This window comes from Paenibacillus sp. OV219, from assembly GCF_900110075.1.
In the GTDB taxonomy this organism is placed as follows: Bacteria; Bacillota; Bacilli; order Paenibacillales; family Paenibacillaceae; genus Paenibacillus_Z.
The window spans coordinates 734,604-755,337 of the sequence record NZ_FOCJ01000002.1 but is presented as its reverse complement, the minus strand read 5'-3'; the positions used below and the strand labels follow the sequence as shown (position 1 = coordinate 755,337).

The window sequence follows — 20,734 nt, the reverse complement described above, 5'->3', positions numbered from 1 at the left end:
CATGGTTTTTGAAAGATTTCGTTATATAGCTCTTTTGTTTGATATAGCTTCATCTACTGGAACTATATCGTCTAGAGCGTCATGGAATGCCCATACCGGCACTTGTAATAGATAACGCAGATCAACGTGTTTTTTGAGTTCAATATTTTTGTTAAAACGACATTCAAGTAGAGTCATCTCACCATGCTCCTAGTCTGCCGAGATATCTTCCCATTATAGCAATTCAAGAAATTTCTGGAAACAAAAAAGAAGAACACAAGGTCACAGGGACGTTGTATTCTTCTTCACTAATCACAACTAATCTATCTTATTGATAGAGATATCTTTCAAAGTTATAAAAAGAAGAAGGTGTTAATTCTTCGCTCTCAATTACTATTGCAGTTAATCCATCTGCAAATAATCCTCAAGCCTCACGCGCCTTCCACCAGCGTATCGACATGTATACCGTGAGCAGAAACACGATATACACGGCTACCGCGAGCAACAACGATTGCCAGCCTGACGCAACACTGCCGCCGATGAAAGCGAACACGAGCATCCCCGGGATTTTGCCAAGCAGCGATGCGCTTGCATAGCTCAGGAACGGGATCGTTACAACCGCTGCATAGATATTAACCGCGACTTGCGGCACGATCGGCATCAGCCTTGCGAGCAGGATCGAACGGAACGGATACTTCTCCACCATCACGGTCCATCGCTCCGTTAATTGATATCGCCGCAGCATTGCTCGTCCACGTTCACGCAGCGCATACCGAAACAACCCATATAGCAGCAGCGCAGCCATCCATGCTCCGATTAAGCTCATTAACGCGCCAAGCAGCGGACCATATAAATACCCCATCGTGCCGATTACGACACTGAACGGGATGATCGGTATACATGCTAAGCCGATGACAAGCAGCAGGAGCAGCAGAATCGGCACATCACCATCTCTCATCCAGGCAAGCAGCTCAGTCCGGTTGCTCCATACGGCGATGATGACGACAAGATAGAAACCTACAAGCAGCAAACGTTTCATAGATGACACCCTCCTCCATCTTCATGCAAAAAAACATCCCAATCCAAGCGTATGAACGCCTGCTCGAATGGGATGTCTTTAGGCCAAAGCCCCGCACTGGCACCAAGCCAATTACAATGGTTTGCGCATATTCACATGCGGGATATTCGCATCGAGGAACGGCTCATCCGACACTGTCGTGTAACCAAGCTTCTGATAGAAGCCTTCCGCAGTGCACTGCGCACCAAGGAATGAAGCAGAATAGTCCGCCGCCTTCGCATCCTGCTCCATCACTTCGATTAGCTTCTTGCCGATTCCGTGCCCGCGGTACGGAAGCAAAACTGCAATGCGCTGCATCTTCGCAACACCTGGCTCATATTCTTTCCATCTGCCGGCTGCAACCGCTTTGCCATTATCCTTCACTACAAAATGATGGCATGACTCCGGTGTATCATCATATTCATCCCGCTCCAAATCAGCAGGCACCTTCTGCTCATTGACAAATACTTCGAAACGAACGGTAATTGCTTCTTCAAGCAGCTCGCTCGTATTAGCTCTTAAATATTCCACGAATGATACCTCTTTCGGTCGATAGTGTTAACGGATTGTGTGTCCGAGTTGACCTAGTTGAACGAGTTGATCGAGAACTGCTTCCCTAATAAAAGGACACACTCGCTCAGAACCGGAAACGAACAGATGCAGCTCATGCATCGCACGTGTACATACGGTATAGAACAATCTCCGTTCGCGCTCCAACTGATAGCCGGTTGCAGCATGGTCAGATGCATCATACACCAGAACGGCGTCAAACTCTACACCTTTTGCCAGATAGGATGGAATGACGACAATCCCCGGCGCAAAAGTCGACGTTTCCCGCTCGATCAAACGGACCGGCAGCTGCTCCCTTAAAGCTTCGAAAGCTTCAGTGCTTTGAGCTGCTGTTTTGCAGATGACAGCAATCGTGCGATTACCCTCTCTATTCAGCTTCTGTATACGTTCCACAATACGGGCGTGAAGCTCTATCCGATTCGCAGCAACGGTCAACGTTGGTCGATCGCCATCACGGTTAAACGGCTGAATCTCTTCACCGCCAGGTATGAGTGTGCTTGTGAACTCAACAATAGGCCGAGTGGAGCGGTAGCTTTGATGCAGTACAATCGTCTCGGTCTCTTCAGCCGGATATAGCGCTGCAAGCGCACTGAATCCCATCATGCCATCTGTCGCCGTATGTGCATTGATTGACTGGTTCAAGTCCCCGAGCGCCGTCACGCGGCTGAAAGGGAACAGTCTCTTCATATAGGCGAACTGAAATGCCGTATAATCTTGGGCTTCATCAATGATGACATGCCGCACTGAGGTGTTCGTCTGGAAGCCTCGAATCCGCTCCACAACATACAAGAACGGTGTTGCATCTTCGTATGGCAGGACTCGATTCAGTAGCTTCGAGTTCGTCCATGCACAGATCTCATTCCATTCTGCTGGCAGCTTTGTGAACCCGACCGCACCTGCATCAGATCCTGCAAGTAAAGATGCGGCAAACGCCGGTTCACGGAACAAATTCACATATGAAGCACGCAAATCGACAAAAGCAAGCTTCCGCAGCCGTGATCGAATGGGCTTGAACTGCTCCGATACGACATACTGGCCTAGCAATTCACGTTCCCGATCGAAATCGTCGAACGAGTCCTCACGGCTGTTCCGTTTGTTCTTGCGGACGCTTTGATACGCCTTCAAATACGTATCTTTATCGAGCAGTTCGACAGCTTCGTCGACCCACTCCTCATCTAACGCAACCTTCTGCCTCTCTTTCAATTGGCTAAGCAGCCACTCCGCGACTAGGCGAAGCCGGTTCGGGATGGCGATGCTATGATCAAGCGCATAGAAGTACTGGTGAATGTCAGCTGAGGGGACGACAATTTCATCACGGAATGCGATGTCACGGAATTCAAGCCCTTCCGATCCAAGCAGAACTAAGTATTGATCGATGAGCGCCACAAAATCGGTTGACGCCTTATATTGGATGCCTGTCATTCGTGCATTGTACTCCGGTTCATTCATCCCGGTCAGTGCATATTCCAGCTGCGCATACGGATTCTCTAGTTTAAACGATCTGCCGATCCGTGCCGTGAGGTACTCATGGAAAGTCGTCTGCTGCATATTCTCTTCGCCAAGCTCCGGCAGTACCGTAGAGACATAACTATTAAACATCGGATTCGGTGAGAACAATACGATCTGGTCAGCCTTCAGCGTGCCGCGGAATCGGTACAGCAAATAAGCAATCCGCTGCAGTGCCGCCGAAGTCTTGCCGCTGCCCGCTGCACCTTGAACAAGCAGCAATCGGCTACGCTCATTGCGAATAATTCGGTTCTGTTCCTTCTGAATTGTGCCGACGATGCTCTTCATGGCAGCATCAGATTGCTTGCCGAGCACCTCTTGAAGCAGCTCGTCGCCGATCGTAACACCCGTATCAAACAGGCTGCGGATCTCGCCTTCACGGATGACAAACTGCCGCTTCAGCTTCAGCTCGCCGGAGATCGACCCCATCGGCGTTTCAACAACCGCCGGTCCTGGCGGGTAATCGTAATAAAGGCTGGCAATCGGCGCCCGCCAATCATAGATCAAGTAGTTCTCATCTTTATCGTCTCGCAGTGATGCAATCCCAAGATAAACTTGATCGACTGGTTCGCCATTCTCTGCAAAATCGATCCGGCCAAAATACGGCGTGGACTTCAGCTTCCTTAGTGTGCGTAGCTGCAACGAAGCATGGCGATGGGTACGCTCGCGCTCCGACAGAATCTCAGCTTGTTGCTTCAAGCTCGCAAACGTCTCCGCCATTTCCGCCGAATCCTCGAAATTGACGGTAACGTCATCCCAGAAGTTTTTGCGGATATCGACCATTTCGGACATGGTTTCCGAGGTTGATTCCTCGAGCGAGTAAATCTTAGCTCGAATATGTGTAGTGACATCATTCACGCGCTCTTGTTCCTGCTGCCAATCCTGTGATTTAAAACTCACCTATATTCCACCTCCACATGACAGAAAAACGAGAACTGATCGTATCAAACAATAATTGGAAAATCAATACGGTTAGTCGTTCCCGTTCACGCGAAACCTCAATATTCTATGTATTTCATACTCGGTCTATGTAAACCAAGCTCCTCCATTCGCATGAGCGTCAGAAGGAGCTTAGCTTTCGACTCTACTTTACTTATCGGTATATCGGTCCGTCAGTTAAACTTTTGCGGTCACTGCACCAAACACTTTCGCTTCCTTCTTCGCTTCGGCAATCGCCTTTTCCTTAATCTCGGGCGCATTCTCTGGCATCGCGTTAACGCCTTCAACGAAGATCCCTTTGAAATCAGTGATGCCAACGAACTGCATGATGGCATTTAAGTGGCGATGACCACATTCCAATCCTGCCGCCGGACCTTCCGAATAAACGCCGCCTCGTGCTTGAATATGAATGGCTGACTTGTCTTTCAGCAGCCCGACGGGCCCTTCCTTCGTATAACTAAATGTTTTTCCCGCCACGCAGATGGAGTCAATATAGGCCTTCATAATTGGCGGATATGAGAAGTTCCAGAGCGGTGTTACGAACACATACTTGTCTCCTGAAACGAACTGATCTACAATCTCACCAAGCCTTGCGACCTTCTTCTGTTCGTCGCCGGACAGTGAGCTAAACTCCCCGCCACTGCGCAGCTTGCCCCAGCCGCTGAACACATCCGCATCAATATACGGAATTTCCGTCTTGTACAAGTCCAAATGTACAATTTCATCTTGCGGATGAGATTCGCGGTAAGAATCAATGAATGCTTGACCGACAGCCATACTGTACGAAGCTTGATGATCGTGCGGATGCGCAGTAATATACAGAAGCTTAGCCATAAATGGACGATCCCTGCCTCTTTGTTAGAATGACGGACACGTACGTTAGAATGGTCCGGCAAGAGGTATTGGATACTTCCTAACCGACTGATTGTTTGTGGCTCACATGCTAAATACTTCTTTTTACTCTAAGCAGCATCAAACCGCTAATAAATAAGATGACGGAACCCAAATAGAACATCAAATCGAGCGTGAATAGATCAATTAAGAACCCTCCAGCAATAACAGCAGCTCCGGAAAATAACGATACACTGACGTGATAACGACCGATTTGCTCCCCTCGGCGACCTTCCTCCGTCATATCGGCAAGAAACGCTTTCTCACAGGTTCGCTGCATGGCACCGAATGCGCCCATCGCGATTTGTAGAGCATACACCTGCCAAATGCTTGTGACGAGAGGGAAAATAAGAAACAATACCGCCGTCCCCCATGCAGACAGGAGAAGAAACAACTTCCGTCCATAACGATCTGAAGACTTCCCGAACCACCAGTTCAAATAAGCGGAGCAAATGGTGAACAATCCATATGCGATTCCATATTGAGTAAAATCGCCACCGATTTCCTTCACAAAGATCAGATAAAATGGAAAAACAATACCAGATCCGAATGTCATGACACTTTGTGAAACCATCATCAGCCGCATCATATTACTCATGAGCATACCTCGCATAAAATTCATTCTGGAAAATTAATTTAGGATCTACTTGCTTCTTGGCTGCAAAGAATGCATCTGTATGCGGATAAGCGCTGCGTAATTGACGATCATCTGCGAACAGCTGATAAGGAAGATAATAAGCACCGCCTTGCATTATTGCCAAGTCAATAAGCTTCCTGGTGGAAGCAGCAAACTTCTCAACGGATGCTGCAGATCGTTTGTTATTGAACAGCAGTACGAACGCGAAGCTGTCTCTCTTCGAATAACTGAGGACGGACTCTTCATCATGCGGTACATACCGCACCGTAATGTTGAGCAAATTAAGGTTATCCTTCAGTAAAATTTCACGTAAGCCATCAACAAATGGCCTGAATTGATCTAAGGGAACAAAATATTCCTGAAGCAAGTCGGTTCGCTGAGGATCAGCATACTCCATGAACTTCGCATCAGGGCGCATGGCATTATTACGCGATATGAGCTTGCCGTCACTTAGTAGATACCCTTTCTTCTGCAGCCTCCAAACAAGAGACTTACCCCATTCAAACTTGCGTGATAATCCCAAGGCAAACTTCGCTACCCCTGCGCCTGCAGCATTCTCATGACGTAAACCCGTTAGCTCAGCTGACATATGTTCATCGCTCTTCTCATACGTCGTAATAAACATATCCGTTAAGTAGGCTTCAGGCGCAACGGATAATCGCGCAATCATCATTACATTTATCGGATTGTTTCGAACCTCATTTGCAAAATAACTAGCAAACGCATCATATTGAATCGGTACGACATGCTGTTTATACAAGGAATCTACAGTTAACGAAAGGGTAACGTCTACGATAACACCGAATAATCCGTATCCGCCAATTACGGTTCCGAACAAATTGGAATTGCTGGTTCGACTGACCTCGATCATTTTCCCCTCTGCGTTCATTAATCGGAATGACTTCACTGATTCAATGAAAGGGCCCTCATGAATATCGCGTCCATGAGCATTTACGCTCATCGTTCCCCCAACAGTGAAAAGGTTCTGTGATTGCATGATACGAAGTGATAAGCCGAACGGGTTGATTGCTGACTGTACTTGCTCCCAAGTCGCACCGCTTTGTACCGTAATTTCCCTGCTAACTTGGTCGATTCGCAGGACGCGATTAAGGGGGCGCATATCAAGAACAATGGCGTTCTCGGCAAAAGTTTGACCTCCCTGACTATGCTTCGCGCCGGATACGGAGATCGGTAAACCACGCTCTTTCGCCTCTGCTAAAGCTTTTCGAATGTCCTCCGTATCGTGAATATGTACAGTTTTATAGATACGTTCCTCCATCAATCTGCTGACATCAGAAGCGTATTGATCATGTGGCATGCCCATTCGGATGACAAGTGATCCAGCAAGCAGCAACAAGTAAATGATAATCGGTAACGTAATAGGAACGGCTCGGTTACCTTTGAAACATTTACGTGTTAGAGTTGTTAGAGCTCTGATCCGATCACCGCCTTCATTTGCTTCAACATGACATTCACAAACTGCTGCGCAACTGGAGGAAGCTTCTCACCATCTCTTGTGTACAGCACAATGGGATGATGCAATTCAGCTTCACCTGCCACCTGAATCCTCGCCAATTCTCCCCTTGCGATCGCTCGCCGAGCTTCTAATGAAGAGACGAAGGAAACGCCAAGTCCAGCTGCTACCGCATGAAGAGATTCATGAGCACCGCTTACTTGAATCGCCGTCTCCGGTACGGCTGCTCCATGGATGCGGCAGAGCGCAAGCAGTCGGTCGCGTGCCGCACTCCCTTCCTCGCGCATGATGAACGGCTCCGTGAACAGTTCCCCAAGTGAAAGAGTTTGTCCTGCTAACGCATGAAATGGCGATACGACGAACCACAGCTCATCCTCCAGGAGCACCAGCCGCGTTAATTCCTCCCGTGTTTCTCCACTTCCTCCAATCACTGCTATATCCGCTTCATATTGGAGTAAGGCTTCCATGGCATCATTCGCATTTCGCGTCTCCATGGACACCGATACAGAAGGACAAGCAAGCTTGAATGCTGCGATCTGCTCCATCAATAGGAAATTCGCAGGCAGCGACGTCGCAGCGATTCGCAGCTTGCCCGTCGTACCATCACGAAATGCAGCCATATCGCGGGCAATGTCCTGCTCAAGCGCGAACAGTCTGGAAGCATGCGCGGCTAACCGTTCTCCCGCTTCCGTGAGTAGAATGCCTCTCCCTCTTGGCGCTAGAAGTGGCACACCAAGCTCCGCAGCCATATTGCGCACATGCGTCGTCACAGCTGGCTGGCTAATGCGGAGCACTTCGGCAGCTCTCGTCACACTTCCAGTCGTCGCAACATGATGAAACACAATCAGCCCATATAGATTCATAGTCATTCCGGCCCTCCGCTCTCACTTCTACCCTAATCATAACCTGTAGTTATAAATATCAAATATATATGTATTAGAATTATAGATCGTTTCAATTTATTGTATGTAGTAGAACGATTCCGATCAAGCGAACAGCTGATTAAGTAACACTAAAGGGGGATCTCTACGCGATGAAAGCAGCATGTATGATCTGCAATACGACATATGGAATGGATACAAGTCCGATGAGGTACACCTGCAATTGCGGGGGACTGCTTCAGCTCGTACAAGACTTCAGTGGTATAGATGCGGAGCTGCTAAAGCGGCAATTCCATGAGCGCCGTGCTGAGCGCCATACATTAATGGCCAGCGGTGTATGGCGCTATAAGGAGTTGATTGCGCCAGAGCTGCCTGATCCGTTCATCGTTACTCGAAACGAGGGCAATACTGGACTCTATGAAACAGAGCTTGTGCGATCATTCACCGGCGTTAGACGTCTTTGGCTGAAAGCACAGAGCGAGAACCCAAGCGGTTCCTTCAAAGATAATGGGATGACCGCAGCCGTCTCCCATGGCCGATCACTTGGTTATCAGAAGTTTGCTTGCACTTCAACCGGCAACACGTCGTCATCGCTTGCGATGTATGCTGCAACTGCAGGCCTCGCTTCTGTTGTGCTCGTGCCTGATCGTGATGTTGCTCTGAACAAGGTGCTGCAGACACTCGCTTACGGAGCGCAGGTTCGGACATTCACCGGCACCTATGACGACGGAATCCGGTGGCTGGACAAGTATGCGGAAGCAGAAGGGTTATATGTGTGCAATTCGATTAATCCGTTTCGAATTGAAGGCCAGAAGAGCATCGTGTATGAACTCGCACAGGATATGAATTGGATGCTGCCCGACTGGATTGTGCTCCCCGGCGGCGCACTGAGCAATGCGTCTGCGCTTGGTAAAGGGCTGCACGATCTGTACACGCTCGGCTTCATCGACAAGCTGCCGCGTATTGCGGTCATTCAAGCCGAAGGCGCAAGTCCGTTCCATCGGATGGTTGAGAGCGGCGCGGATACGCTAACCCCGGAAACGAATCCATCCACGATTGCTTCGGCGCTCAATATCGGCAACCCCCCGAGCTGGCGGAAAGCACTTGGTGTGCTTCAGCTGACGAATGGTGTCACGGCAGCTGTCAGCGACAACGAAATAATGCTAGCGAAGCAGCAGCTCGACCGCTCAGGCATCGGCGCCGAGCCCGCTTCCGCCGCGGCTGTTGCCGGGCTGCGCAAGCTTGTGAATGAAGGCATCATTCATCCGGACGAGACCGCAGCCTGCATTATAACCGGTCATCTTTTGAAAGATTCCGATGCACTTCGAATGTATCTCGATTTGCCTGAATGCATCCAGCATGTCCAGCTTCAGTCCTAACAAAAAACGCACCTCCTAAGCGATGCTAGGAAGTGCGTTGTTTATTTTTTCGCTGGCAGCTGAGGCGGACCGCTTGGCAGCGTCACGGTAATCGTCGTTCCTGCATCCGCTTTACTGCTCGCAGTCACTGTGCCGTTATGCATATCGACTATTCTTTTGACAATAGACAGCCCTAGGCCGCTACCTCCCAACTTGCGGTTGCGTGACCTATCCGCCTTGAAGAATCGTTCGAAGATATGCGGTAAATCCTCCTCGGATATTCCTATTCCCGTATCTGTAATGGAGACGCTCGCTCCACCCGCTGTCTGCTTCACTTCAACGCTAACGGTGCCTCCTTCAGGAGTAAACTTCATGCTATTCGCGAGAATGTTCATCCATACTTGCGATAGCAATTCGTCATCACCTAAGATCGTCACTTCCTCGTCCAAGCCCACATCCATGACAATATTCTTGTCCATCCAGAGCGGCTCACAAGCAAGAATCATCGACCGTACCTGCTGATCGAGGCGCAGCGGCTTCAGCCGTATCGGCTCATCTCTCGCTTCAAGCGTCGTCAGCTTGAGCAGATTGTCGCTCAGTTTGGATAGCCTCGTGCTCTCGTTCTCGATAATGCTCGCGTAATGATTGCGCTGCTCATCATCGATCCCTTCATGCTGTAGTGCTTTAGCAAAGCCTCGAATAGAGGTTAGTGGCGACTGAATCTCATGAGAGACGTTGCTGATGAACGTCTGGCGCATCTGCTCCAGCTGGCTCAGCTCAGCGGCCATATCGTTAATGCTCGCTGCAAGCTCTCCGAATTGCGGTATTTGCTCGGATTTGGCAATTGACACAGAAAAGTCCCCTTTCGACATGCGTCGGATGGCATTAATGTACACACGAGCCCCATCCCGATGCCGCCAAGGTCGACCGATCAGTAGCAAGATGATGAACAAGAGCAGAAACCCTAGAAACACCGTAAACAGCTGCTGCGGCAAGCCGCGATACAAGCTAGGCGCTTCCTCCTGGATAAAGAGAGCATATTGCTGACCGCCCCTGCTCACCTTCATCCCCGCAAGCGCGGTTCCTTTGACAAAAGGATTCGAACGCTTCAGCAGTTCTACCTTCTCACCGCGTTCAAGCACTGCCGCAGTTGCTTCCTGAGAAGGCAGGCTGCCAGCCTTCTCAGCATCACCGAAGGTCTCCACTTTCCCCTTAGCGTCGACGAGTACAATTCGGTAGCCATTGCTGCTTGCAGCTGGCAGCAGCGCATCCTTCCACTCGCTGCTCGGCTTGCTTGTAAGAATATCTGCGATCAGCTGTCCGTCATGAACCAGCTCCGCCGTTAATGCCGATTGATTATGTTTCTCTTTATAGTAGGAAACAGCCGTGTAAGCGATCGTAAACGTGGTATAGATGGCAATATTCATGAGGATCATGCCGGCAAGCCCTGCCAATATTCTTTTCCACAATGGCATATCCATCCGTTAAACCTCCAGCCGGTATCCAAGACCCCGGATCGTCTGGATTCGGACTCGGCTACGCTCCTCCGGGAATTTCTCGCGAAGCCGCTTAATATGAACATCGACCGTCCGCTCGTCGCCTTCATAATCGTAGCCCCATAGCTGTTCGATGAGATGCTCGCGCGAGAAGGTTTTGCCCGGATAGCTCGCAAGCTTGAATAGCAACTCAAACTCCTTCATGGGCAGAGTCATCGTCGTATCTTCCATCGTAACCGAATAGGTCGAACGGTTGAGCTGAACGTTGCCAACGGTAACCGTATGTGAGTTTGCAATCTTGTACCGCTTGAGCAGCGCCTTCACGCGCGCAACAAGCTCCACCGGCTCAAACGGCTTAACGAGATAATCGTCCGCGCCTAGCTCGAACCCCTTCACCTTCTGACTTGTTTCGCCCTTCGCCGTCAGCATGAGCACCGGAAGCTCGGTCGATTCGCGCAGCTCCTTGCACAGCTCCCAGCCGTCCATGTTCGGCATCATCACATCAAGAACAGCAAGGTCAACCTGGGTAGTCTCCAGAATGCTAAGCGCTTCTTCTCCGTCGCCTGCCTCGACAATTTCAAAGCCTTCCCGAGCGAGAAACAGCCGAATAAGCTCACGAATATGGGGATCGTCATCGACGATTAATAGTTTCGTCATTGTAAGTTTTCATCTCCGGTTGTCGTTAGAATGGGAATTCATGCACTCAATATACGTTTCAATCATGAACAGAATATGAACAGTCCTATCCCATCTTACCAATACTCGGCAAAAAGCAAAAGAAGCCTGAACCTGCAACTAGCAGGCTCGGCTTCTTATCGTTCATTCGTTATAGCAACTAGAGTTACACCGCCGCGCCGCTGCCGCTCGTATTTACGAGCTTAGTTCGAAAGCTCTCAGCACTATGCCATTAGAGTGCGGCTTCTCAAGCAATCGCAGCAGCTCCGCGGCTACCTCAGACGCCTCACGCAGCTTGCCTGTCTCGTGGCTCTCTTGAAAGAATCGCTGCAGCGGGAACTGCTCGCGATCCTTCCCGCGTGCGGTAACTTGCATCGCTGTTTCCATCATGCCCGGATCAAACGCGTAAGCCTGAATCGGGCGCACGGCGTCCCGCTGCTCATCTGCGATACAGCGAGTGAGCATATTAAGCGCCGCTTTGCCGCTGCAATACATGCTCATGGATGGTGCGGAATACTCGCCCAATCCTGATGTTACATTCACGATAGTGGCACGGATAGGCAGATCCTGTACGAGCTTGATGAACCGGCTGCACAGCACCATCGGCGCGAGCAAGCTTGTCTGCAGATGCTTCGCCATCTCTGAGGATTCCAGATCGGGCAGCGGCCTAAGCGGCTCGAGCATCGCTGCGTTATTGATAAGCAGCAGCTCATCTACAGGCTGAAGACTGATGGATTGAGCAATGGAATTGAACGATACTTCTACCGCTGAGGTGTCTGCTAGATCACATGAGACATACGTGAATGCCGTTTCCTTCGTAAGCCGATCCACCGGAGATGTACGAGCTACTCCGAACACCTGGTACCCTTGTTGAATAAGCACATCTGCAATGGCTTCCCCTAGCCCACGCGATACCCCTGTTACGATTGCTGCTTTCGATATGTTCGCCTGCATCTTCCATACCTCCTCCTCAACGATCGCTAGAATAAACGCCGCTTCGCTTGGAGCATCCAGCGATCGACGCTGTATGCTACTCCAATGCCAACGGTATACCGAAACAGATCGACAATTAAAAAGCCATGTCCAAGCAAGAGCGCTCCGAGCGTCGTTTCACGAACCTGGTTTATCCAATCCGCTTGATACAGCTGACTGAATTCGTCTGCGAAGCAGAAACACAAGCTAACGATTGCGGCTGCACGGAGGCTCTGCTTATGGAAGCAGAATCGGAAGCCGAAGTAGATCATGCTTGCCCACAGCGCATCTCCGGCATGCTCGGCAATCCATCCAGGCAGAGCCTCCGGGTATCGCCTGACCGCGAGGCCTAACACAATCACCGCTCCCGCCGCGACTAAGTACGGTGAGCGTCTAGTATGGAAGATCGTCCAGCCTTGAAGTTGACTCGTTTGCTTTCTCTTTCTTCTTCCCCACAAACTCAAGCACCTCCAGCAAATCCGGCGGCTGCAGCAGCTCCACCGGCGACATGCTACGATCGAACTGGAAGCCGTCTCCTTCAATAAGCGCAATATAACGACCGTTGTAGGTTGCAAAATGGATCGATTGCCCGAATTCGGCAAGCGGCCCTTTGACAGACCAATCTCCAAGCTTGAACGCGACGCTCAGGTTAGGCTGCTGCTCAATAAGTCGTTCCGCTGCTGCGACAACCCGCTCCTGCGGCCAAGATTCCTGCAGCTCCCGCTTCTCGCTCGCCGCCCACACCTCGAACTGCTGCGCTTCCTGCTCGCGCGCCTCGCTCGCATTTCCTTGCCATTTATCCTCCATATACTCATGAACCATCTCAAGCATATGGTCGCTCATCAGCTCCGGCATCGCCTTCTCATAGCTGACGAACCGGAGGAAATCCTCGAAATATCTCGCATGCGACGCTTGATGGATTTTCAGCTCCCAAGGCTCAAGCATCCCTTCTTCCGGCATCAACGGGTATTGGATCGACTTCATATTCCGCGCGCTAATCGCCATCTCCACATGTGAAATCAAATTATGTTCATCGGTGATGCGCGCAATCTTTGGTTCAAAATCACACTTGAGCACGAACAGCAGCGGCTCGTCCGTATGCCGATTCGGCGTCGCATGCACGACAATGAAAGCGCCGCCGCGAACAGCCGCCGCTTCCATATAGAGCCGAACGAGCTCATCGGCGAAGCCGTGAAACTCTTGAGCGGATGTGGACTGGCGAAGACGCTGGAACGTATTGTAGTTCGGGTTGCTGTCCAATTCATAGCCTGGCTCAACGATGAATCGACCGATCTTCGTCGGAGCTGAGTCCGTTGATGGATGGCGCTCCGCTTTTCTTTTGCAAATTCGGGTAAACTCGCCGTCTAGAAATGACTTGAGCTCACTCTCAGCGTAGTCATAGCGGTCCAATGTCTGAAAATGTTTAAAGGTCTTGGCAGCGTTTGTGTCGCCGCCCTCGCCTTGAATAACGAAGAACGATAAATACTCGACGATAAAATCCATTGATGCGGCTCCTTTTGTAAGAACGTTAAGTCACTAGCATAGCATATTTCGTTTTCGGATAGATACAAGCTTCTAGCTCAGGGAGCTGCATATTCGATTGGCCTCCTCATGAATGTATCGCAACAATGCTGCAAGATCCCCCAGCCGCTTGTCGTTATCCGTATAAACCCGTTCCGGGTGGAGCTGCTTGATCCATATCGCTTCTTGAATGATACCGTGCCACTTCTCGGGAATGACTGTAAATCCATACTGGCCGGATTGCACTTTGCTCTTGATGCCGTGCTCCGACAAGGTATAGAGCTGGCGCAACATGCCGAGCGCACACCAATCCACTGCTTCATCCAACTGCCTTGTCGAGAAGCTTCCCTTGCTTGCTATGAATTGCTCTAACCGTTCGATCCACCCTAACCAGTAGTTGTTCATATTCTCGATGACATAGTTGACTAGCGACTGCGTATCGACTTCATAATCCATTAATTGTTCCGCGCCATCTATTCGTATGCCGCGATGCTTGAGAATCCACCACGTAATCGGATTCCAATCTGCGCCGAACCCATTGGTGTGCACCTCTTTATTGTAAAAGGTTACGCACGGACGATCCGAGCGATATGATTGGCCCAGATCATGAGTGAGCAAGTACATGCCCATGATGTCGACCTCCGGGCATTCTTGCTCCGTTTCCGCATGCGCCTCGCTGATCGCTTTAATGTCCACTTCAGTGAGATTTTCACGGACGATGGCTACAAAATCAATATCGCTCGTACCGTCAATATAATCGTCTAACGCCACAGAGCCATACAAATAGATGGACTTAACAATGGATGTTCTACTTCGCAGCGCGCTAGCTAGCTTGCTCATCTTTCGTTCTACGGATGGGGGTAACATGTAGCTAATGCACCTCGCCTATTTGCAAAATGATCTTATGATGCCATGATAATCGCTGAAGCTACGGCAATAAAGAGAAATTATGGCAGGCGGGATTTTCATATTATATTTACAAATTCCAACCAATTTCGTTGCAGCGTGGGAATAAATAAGCTGTCCGAAGCCATGGGCCTCAGACAGCTTATTAATTGGAGTATGATGACGGCCAATGTAGTCCAGCAGACCAGCTTCTTTGGCTATCTTAGGTGGATTTCCGTCAATGTAGTCCACCAGACCAGCTACATTTGCTATCTGTGGTGGATTTCTGCCAATGTGGTCCAGCAGACCAGCTTCTTTCTTTGGCTCTTCTTTGGCTCTTCTTTGGCTCTTCTTTCACCCAAGACGCTGTTTTCCCGCCTATCTTGGTCGCTTAGAAACCATTTATGGGAGGTGCGCGGTTACTCCAAAAGCCTCCAAGGGTTGCTCTACATAACAGCTTCTCTCTGGCACGATGAAGCCTGGACTTGATGCTCCTTTCGGTTAGGTTCAGAATGTCACCGATTTCCTTATTTCTTTCTGCTCCAAATCCAGATCTTGATTGTTTCAATATGATCCAATCGTCTGCCTCTCCCCTCATGTCTATAGCTATTAGATCAGCCAAAGGCCTGTTGGTTGCGCAATGCAAAAAAAAAGAGCAGATCGCCTCTAACGGCAACCTGCTCCATCTCATAACCTTTTATCACAATGTTAACCAACCGCCACCGGCAGCGAAGCTGCGAGCGTCGTCAGCTCACCGCTGTACAGCAGCTTCAGCTTATGGAGCGCACGCGTGCACGCTACGTATAGCAGCTTTGAGTCGTTGCTGCCAAAGCTATCAGCATCGGCATCGGCAATAAGCACGGCATCGAATTCGAGGCCTTTCGCCAAATACGCCGGAACGACGGTTAATCCGCCGCCGTACGCCTCTTGCTTACTCTCGACGAGCGAGCAAGGTATGCCAGCTGCTCTCAGCTCCGCGGCAATCGCCGCACATGAGCGGGCAGTCCGCCCAAGCACAGCCATTGTCCGGTAGTGACCGGTTGCCTGCCACTCCTTCACTGTCTGTACAACTCCAGCGAGCCGCTCATCATCTGACCCTGCATCGACCACTTCCACAGCCTCGCCGCTCCGGAACACGGGGACAGCCGGCTTCACGCCGTCGCCCATGCTGCCGAGCACCAAGTTTGCAAAATCTATGATTTCCATCGTAGAGCGGTAACTCCGATCGAGCTCGAAATAACCAGTGTCCGCTTCCGGGAAGAGCGCTATTTGCTCCTTCCAGCTGTGAATGCCAGCATAGCCATGAATACCTTGCTGCAAATCGCCAAGCACCGTCATCGACGGCTGACGCTGGCACTGCTTCAGAGCTTCAATCTGGAACGGCGAGTAGTCCTGCGCTTCGTCGATCACGATATGATCGTACGGCGGTTGCTCGCTGCCATACATCCGAAGCTGAATGTATACAAGCGACGCGAGATCCTCAGGAAGGATAAACTTCTTCTTGAGCGACTTGATCGTATTCTTGCATGCCTCAGCCCCAATTAGCTCTTGCGTAACTGCTTCACCAAGAAGCGAGCTGTACAATTGTGGAGCTGTAAAAGCCGGAATTTTCTTCGTATATGCATTAAGCTTCGTGCTGAGCTTCGACTTGAGTGTTTTGTCCGTAAGCCTACGCGTTTTCCACTCCGACTCCAGCCAGCGCTTCAAGCGGCTGACCAGCCTCGTGCGGCGTTTCATATAAGGCTCATTGCTATCGTCGGTCGAGAGCCATTCGATAATCATCGCTGGCGTCACCTTCCAACCCGCCATCGGCTCAAAGGCTTCCTCTGGAATAAGCGATGACTCGGTGAGCACAAGCTTCTCATCAACAAGCGCTTTGAAGGCAAGGCTGCCTTTCACGCGACTTGTCGCCGTTTCCATCTCTTCTCTGGAACGCTGATGCTCAAACCAATAAGTAAACGGGTCGAACTCGTCGTCGAGACGAACGGAGCCATCCAACTGCTCAAGCGCCCAATCTGCGAATGTCGTCTGCAAAATATCGCCAACGCCGAGCTCCGGCAGCACGCCGGAAATATAGTCTAGGAACATCCGGTTTGGCGCAAAAATAACCATCCGATCCGCGCGAATCGCACCTGCGTAGCGGTACAGCAAATACGCAAGACGATGGAGCGCAACGGTCGTTTTACCGCTGCCGGCTACCCCTTGAATGAAGACGGCTTTGTTCTTGTCCGTCCGAATAATGCGGTCCTGCTCTTGCTGAATCGTCGAAACGATGTCGCGCAGCTTATTGTCCTTGCTCTCCCCGAGCCGAAATAGCAGGAACTCGTCGGTGACGGATTCTTCTTCCTGCCCTCGAACATAGCTGTCGACCACCCGCTCGAGCTTCCCATCGCGCACCATCAGGTTGCGCTTGAGATGAACGGTCCCTTCCACGTCGCCATCCGGCGATTCGTAGGTAACGGGCGCTTCCCCGCCACTGAACGCGTAGAACAAGCTAGCTACCGGTGCACGCCAATCGACGACAAGCACTTCGTTCGACTTCTCATGGGCGACGCCGGCTTTGCCGATGTAGAGCGGTTTTGGTGCAGGTTGAACGATTTCTTGAAAATCAATTCGGCCAAAATACGGCTCACGCTGCGCAATCTCTAGCCTCTGCTGCCTCTGTTCACGCTGAATTTCGAGCATTTGCTCGGTAAAATCATTGCCAGTGTAACGGGGTCCGATCGTACGAAGCTGCTCTTGAATGTGCTTCAGCACATCTTCGACTCGTGCAGCCTCTTCTTGAAAGGCACTTTGAACGGTCATGTCAGTTACCTCCCTCTGCGACTTCAAGCCTGCTCTGCCTGCAGCTCCCACCATACATGAATGTGATTGAAGGCGGCGAAAGCCGCATTCGCATGCGGCTTGGTCTGTTCGTATAAATAATGGCAATAACGCTCTGCTATGGAGCACGAGTGAACAATATAGCATATCACTTTACGAGTGTCAATTCATTCCAAGCCATGCCAAAATGTTACAGCAAGTACCGAATCAACAAGCTAACTAGAGCGACGTGAAGCACCAGCATAAGCGGCATACCAATGGAGAAAGCAGGATGCTTCGTCTTGTGCCTAAACATCCGCATCGCCAGCACGCCTCCAAGCGAGCCTCCAATCAGGCTCATCCCGAGCAATGTTTTCTCAGGAATGCGATGCTTGCGGTCTCTCGTTGCACGCCGCTTATCCATGCGCATTAGATTGAATACGTAGAGATTCATGATAATGAGGTACAAGACGAATATTTTCAGAATCAGTGTCATTTTGTGTGAGTGTCACTTCTTTCCATAAAGGTTAGCGTAAGTCAAGCTCGTGGCCTTGGTTTCGTACGGTTTGTCGGCTCAGCCTCAAGCGGATTATCCGGCCAATAATGCTTGGGATAGCGGCCCTTCAAGTCCTTCTTCACCTCAAAATAGGTGTTCTGCCAAAAGCTCGCCAAGTCCTGCGTTACCTGCACCGGCCGCTGCGCCGGCGACAGCAGATGGATCGTAATCGGCAGCTTGCCGCCTGCAATGCGCGGCGTCTGCGCAAGACCGAACAGCTCCTGCAGCCGGACGGCGAGCACGGGCGCTGCCGGGTTGCTGTAATCGACCGGGATGCGCGAACCGCTTGGCACCTTGATATGCGTCGGCACTTCATCATCAAGCTGCGAACGCTCCTGCCAGGACAGCAGCGCCTCCATGATTTGGGCCATATTGAGGCGAGTTAAGTCGGATCGACTGCGCATGCCGCCGACGTAAGGAGCGAGCCATTCCGGGAGCGATGCGAGCAGCGCTTCCTCGGATACATCGGGCCAGCTCGCATTGTGCGTATGCATTAGCGCGATCCGAGCTTGCAGCTGGCGTGCTTGCTTCGTCCAGGGAAGCATGTCCAACCCTAGCTCGGCAATGCCATTGAATAACGCGCTCATAACAAGCTCTTGATCAGCGCTTTCGAGCTGCGTGTCTTTCAAGATCAGCGCGCCTAGCCGTATGCGCCGCCGTGCTCGCACCGCCCCAGCTTGGCGGTCCCATCTCACATCCGCCTCATCGACAAGCTGATCGGCGAAGTGCAGCTCAATCTCAGCGAGCGTAATCTCCGCGCCGAGCAGAATGCGGCTGTCGCTGCCGCTATCCTCGAGCTCCGCGGTCGCGAGGTACGGCGCGCCGGAGAGCGGCTGCAGCTCCTGCACAGCCGCGCCCCGGCCGCTGCGCAGCAGAAACCGGCCGTCGCCGCGCCGCTGCGCGATGCGGTCCGGGTACGCGAGCGCGAGCAGCAGCCCGGTCGCGTCTCTATCCGCGACCGCTTGCCGCGGCTGCGGCGCAATGCTTGCTGCGCGCATCCACTCGCGCGCCTCCGCGGCGAGCCGCCCCAGCGCAGCGGCGTCCGGCTGCTCGCCGGCTGCCGAGCGGCCGCGCAGCGCATCGACGCGCAGCCGCATATCGATGCTGCGCGTCTGGCGCAGCAGATCGCGGTCGCCGAGCAGCGCGGCGAGCTCGCACGCGGCTTCGCCGAGGCCGAGCGGCTTCGCTTCGAGCACCATATGCGCGAGGCGCGGATGCATGCCGAGCTCGGCCATCGCTTTGCCGTGCGAGCTCGGCTTGCCTCCCGCATCGAGCGCACCAAGCTCTCGCAGCAGCTCCAACGCCTGCGCGTAAGCGGCTGCCGGCGGCTTCGTCAGCCACGCGAGATCCTCGAATGGATCGGCGATGCCCCAGATCGCAAGCTCGAGCGCGAGCGGTGCAAGGTCTGCGCTGAGCAGCTCCGGATCGCTCTGCGGCTGCAGCTGCCTGTGCTCCTGCTCCGTCCATAGCCGGTAGCAGACGCCCGGCGCTTCGCGCCCGGCACGCCCGCGGCGCTGATCCGCCGATGCGACTGACACCGGCACGGTTTCCAGCCGTGCCATGCCCGTCCGCGGCGAGAATCGCGGCACGCGGCTCAGTCCGCTATCGACGACGATGCGAACGCCGCGGACCGTGACGCTTGACTCCGCAATCGTCGTCGCGAGCACGATTTTGCGTTCGCCCGCAGCTGCGGGCGAAACGGCACGATCCTGCGCCTCCGGCGATAATGCGCCGTACAACGGAACGACCACCGTTGCTGCTGGCAGCGCCGCCGAAGCGCGAAGCAGCCCGGCTACCCGGTGAATTTCACCCGCTCCCGGCAGAAAAACAAGCGCATCGCCTTCATCGCGATGCACAGCTTCCAAGACCGTGCGCGCGACCGCATCTTCCACGCGGCCGCCGCCTTGCATCGGAGGCTTCGCCGCATAATGCGTCTCCACAGGATAAGTACGCCCTTCGCTCACGAGAAGGGGCGCACCACCGAGCAGCTCCGCGACCGGCTCTGCTTCCAGCGTCGCTGACATGACAAGCAGCCGCAGATCGTCGCGAAATAAAGCCTGCGTCTGCAAACAGAGAGCGAGCCCAAGATCGCCATGTAAATGCCGCTCATGGAACTCGTCAAAGATGACAATACCGACACCTTCCAGCGCCGGGTCAGCTTGAAGCATTCGTGTTAATACCCCTTCGGTGATCACCTCAATCACCGTCGACGGTCCAACCTTCGTATCCATCCGTACGCGGTAACCGACCGTTCCTCCAACCTGTTCGCCGAGCGAAGCTGCCATGAACCGGGCTGCAGCACGCGCCGCCAATCGGCGCGGCTCCAGCATAAGAATGCGCTGACCCATTAACCAAGGCGTACCAAGCAGCGCCAACGGCACTCGGGTCGTCTTTCCCGCTCCGGGCGCCGCTACAAGCACAGCTGAGCTGCCTTCAGCAAGCACCTGTTGAAGCTCAGGCAGCAAACCGTCAATTGGCAGCTCGCCTTGCGATTGTATCTGTTGTTTCCGATCACGATCATCCATGCGTGAGTCC

At 52.1% G+C, this 20,734-nt stretch carries 19 protein-coding genes; 1 reads left to right on the top strand and 18 read right to left on the bottom strand.

The window, feature by feature from the left end; translation table 11 throughout:
- Nucleotides 1-21 precede the first annotated feature (21 nt).
- From BMY11_RS28835 to BMY11_RS09495, 8 genes are all read right to left on the bottom strand, one after another.
- Entirely contained in the window at nt 22-177 is a 156-nt protein-coding gene (locus tag BMY11_RS28835) for a hypothetical protein (RefSeq protein WP_177182571.1), read from the bottom strand.
- Between the two features lie 226 nt (nt 178-403).
- Nucleotides 404-1,018, bottom strand: a complete 615-nt coding sequence (locus BMY11_RS09525; protein ID WP_090574329.1) for a TVP38/TMEM64 family protein — start codon at nt 1,016-1,018, stop codon at nt 404-406.
- Nucleotides 1,019-1,129: 111 nt separating this feature from the next.
- Entirely contained in the window at nt 1,130-1,567 is a 438-nt protein-coding gene (locus BMY11_RS09520; protein WP_090574327.1) for a GNAT family N-acetyltransferase, read from the bottom strand.
- A 27-nt stretch (nt 1,568-1,594) separates the two neighbouring features.
- Entirely contained in the window at nt 1,595-4,012 is a 2,418-nt protein-coding gene (helD, locus tag BMY11_RS09515; RefSeq protein ID WP_090574325.1) for an RNA polymerase recycling motor HelD, read from the bottom strand.
- A gap of 216 nt (nt 4,013-4,228) precedes the next feature.
- Nucleotides 4,229-4,885 carry an FMN-dependent NADH-azoreductase gene (locus BMY11_RS09510; RefSeq protein ID WP_090574323.1) on the bottom strand — a complete coding sequence of 219 codons (657 nt, stop codon included), beginning with the start codon at nt 4,883-4,885 and terminating at the stop codon, nt 4,229-4,231.
- Nucleotides 4,886-4,994: 109 nt separating this feature from the next.
- The gene (locus BMY11_RS09505) at nt 4,995-5,540 is read right to left on the bottom strand and encodes an MFS transporter (protein WP_256217372.1); all 546 of its coding nucleotides are present in this window, start codon (nt 5,538-5,540) and stop codon (nt 4,995-4,997) included.
- The gene (locus BMY11_RS09500) at nt 5,533-6,903 is read right to left on the bottom strand and encodes an FAD-binding oxidoreductase (protein ID WP_090574322.1); all 1,371 of its coding nucleotides are present in this window, start codon (nt 6,901-6,903) and stop codon (nt 5,533-5,535) included. The genes BMY11_RS09505 and BMY11_RS09500 overlap by 8 nt, the downstream gene beginning before the upstream one ends.
- A 101-nt stretch (nt 6,904-7,004) precedes the next feature.
- Nucleotides 7,005-7,922: a LysR family transcriptional regulator gene (locus BMY11_RS09495; RefSeq protein ID WP_256217371.1), complete on the bottom strand. Its 918-nt coding sequence runs from the start codon at nt 7,920-7,922 to the stop codon at nt 7,005-7,007.
- Between the two features lie 164 nt (nt 7,923-8,086).
- On the opposite strand from BMY11_RS09495, the gene thrC reads away from it, so the two are divergent.
- Nucleotides 8,087-9,313, top strand: a complete 1,227-nt coding sequence (thrC, locus tag BMY11_RS09490; RefSeq protein ID WP_090574318.1) for a threonine synthase — start codon at nt 8,087-8,089, stop codon at nt 9,311-9,313.
- A 41-nt stretch (nt 9,314-9,354) separates the two neighbouring features.
- On the opposite strand, the gene BMY11_RS09485 is transcribed toward thrC, so the two are convergent.
- The 10 genes from BMY11_RS09485 to hrpB all read right to left on the bottom strand — a co-directional run bounded on the left by BMY11_RS09485 (nt 9,355) and on the right by hrpB (nt 20,724).
- Entirely contained in the window at nt 9,355-10,773 is a 1,419-nt protein-coding gene (locus tag BMY11_RS09485) for a sensor histidine kinase (RefSeq protein WP_256217370.1), read from the bottom strand.
- Between the two features lie 3 nt (nt 10,774-10,776).
- Nucleotides 10,777-11,445 carry a response regulator transcription factor gene (locus tag BMY11_RS09480; protein ID WP_090574316.1) on the bottom strand — a complete coding sequence of 223 codons (669 nt, stop codon included), beginning with the start codon at nt 11,443-11,445 and terminating at the stop codon, nt 10,777-10,779.
- Nucleotides 11,446-11,658: 213 nt separating this feature from the next.
- Entirely contained in the window at nt 11,659-12,417 is a 759-nt protein-coding gene (locus BMY11_RS09475) for an SDR family NAD(P)-dependent oxidoreductase (protein ID WP_090574314.1), read from the bottom strand.
- Between the two features lie 26 nt (nt 12,418-12,443).
- Nucleotides 12,444-12,791 (bottom strand): ribosomal maturation YjgA family protein, encoded by a 348-nt coding sequence (locus tag BMY11_RS09470; RefSeq protein WP_371262783.1) that lies wholly within the window; start codon nt 12,789-12,791, stop codon nt 12,444-12,446.
- A gap of 37 nt (nt 12,792-12,828) precedes the next feature.
- Nucleotides 12,829-13,938, bottom strand: a complete 1,110-nt coding sequence (locus BMY11_RS09465) for a DUF3900 domain-containing protein (protein WP_090574313.1) — start codon at nt 13,936-13,938, stop codon at nt 12,829-12,831.
- A gap of 72 nt (nt 13,939-14,010) precedes the next feature.
- Nucleotides 14,011-14,823, bottom strand: a complete 813-nt coding sequence (locus BMY11_RS09460; protein WP_090574311.1) for a nucleotidyltransferase domain-containing protein — start codon at nt 14,821-14,823, stop codon at nt 14,011-14,013.
- Nucleotides 14,824-15,232: 409 nt separating this feature from the next.
- Nucleotides 15,233-15,439: a sigma factor-like helix-turn-helix DNA-binding protein gene (locus tag BMY11_RS29700; protein ID WP_371262790.1), complete on the bottom strand. Its 207-nt coding sequence runs from the start codon at nt 15,437-15,439 to the stop codon at nt 15,233-15,235.
- Nucleotides 15,440-15,549: 110 nt separating this feature from the next.
- Entirely contained in the window at nt 15,550-17,646 is a 2,097-nt protein-coding gene (locus BMY11_RS09450; protein WP_090574307.1) for a HelD family protein, read from the bottom strand.
- 208 nt (nt 17,647-17,854) lie between these two features.
- A complete protein-coding gene (locus BMY11_RS09445) occupies nt 17,855-18,139 on the bottom strand; it encodes a DUF1294 domain-containing protein (RefSeq protein WP_090574305.1) in 285 nt (94 codons plus the stop codon).
- Nucleotides 18,140-18,180: 41 nt separating this feature from the next.
- Nucleotides 18,181-20,724: an ATP-dependent helicase HrpB gene (gene hrpB / locus BMY11_RS09440; RefSeq protein WP_090574303.1), complete on the bottom strand. Its 2,544-nt coding sequence runs from the start codon at nt 20,722-20,724 to the stop codon at nt 18,181-18,183.
- Nucleotides 20,725-20,734: the final 10 nt, after the last annotated feature.